1 protein-coding gene and 1 pseudogene are annotated in these 1195 nt (G+C 47.5%); one reads left to right on the forward strand and one right to left on the reverse strand.

The window, feature by feature from the left end; genetic code table 11:
• On the forward strand, positions 1 to 244 hold a 244-nt coding region (locus CBW46_RS20890), incomplete at its 5' end, for a transposase (protein ID WP_424446882.1).
• 675 nt (positions 245 to 919) lie between these two features.
• Here the strand turns inward: CBW46_RS20890 and CBW46_RS20900 are convergent.
• A pseudogene (locus CBW46_RS20900) lies at positions 920 to 1195 on the reverse strand (transposase); the annotation flags it as partial.

The raw sequence follows: 1195 nt of genomic DNA on the forward strand, positions 1-1195 counted from the left end.
GGAGGTCCTCCGCGAGGAGCAGACCGTCAACGAGATCGCAGCCAAATATGAATTGAGCCCGGTGATGATTAGCCGGTGGAAAGCGGAGTTCCTCGAGCGAGCCTCAACGGTATTCGAGAAGAAAACAGGCGAAGCCGACAAACTGAGAAGGGAGTACGAGAGTAAGCAAGAGCATCTCGAGAAGCTGGTAGGCCAACTCACCGTAGAGGTCGACTGGCTCAAAAAAAAATCTGGCCTTAAATGAACCGCCCGAAGCACGTAAAGCAATGGTAGAACGTGACAATGCTGAAATCACGGTTACAGTTTGTTCGAGTATTTTGACCGCTACAGCTTCCGCTGCATCAACAAGCTGGAGCAATTCGGGCGCTAACCAAACAGAGTACTACTGGATGCCTTACTCTGGATCAATGCAAGCCTCCGTTCCTAGTGAAAATCAAGTTCTTACCACACTGGAATTCAACTGGTCCCAAGCTCAAGTTGATAAATGAAAACCCGACTTAGCTATTATCCTACACTGGAAGTTAAGAATGACACCAAGGACTACCATATCGATGGAAGTTGGACTTGGACGAATATGCCTGATCCAAAATATGATTACGCAGATGATAATGATGATGGGAATGATGATGAGATGGAAGCAATCTCACGTAGGCAGGATTCGATGACAACGTCCCGATATAACGTGAATATATATTGGCAAGTACTTGTCGATGGTGCACACAAAATGAAGCGTCATTAGTTATGCAGGTTTAAGCGTAGCACCGTATTACCCGTTAGGAGACTATAATGATGTCGCTCTAACTGATCAATATCTTGGTGGATTCTATCTAAACGATATTGCCACTGCGACCAGTCCATTTACGTGTCACGTCCATCGTGGCCAGATAGAGCATCTTGAGCAGCGCCTCGTCGGTTGGGAAATCTTATGGGTTACATTCGAAACCATCGTTGGCGATACGTCGATGCCATACAGTTCATTTAAGTGGTCCTGGATGTCCCGGGTGCTGACACCCTTAGCGTACATGGCGATGATCTGGTCTTCAATGCCGGTGACGGTCGACTGGTTTTTCTTTACGATGGCGGGCTCAAATTCACCATTGCGATCACGGGGCACCCCAATTTCCATCTCACCATATGTGCTGGTCACGGTTTTCTTGCTCTTGCCATTCCGGCTGTTCGTTGTAGCCTTGCTCTT

Source organism: Paenibacillus xerothermodurans (genome assembly GCF_002220865.2).
GTDB lineage: Bacteria > Bacillota > Bacilli > Paenibacillales > NBRC-103111 > Paenibacillus_S > Paenibacillus_S xerothermodurans.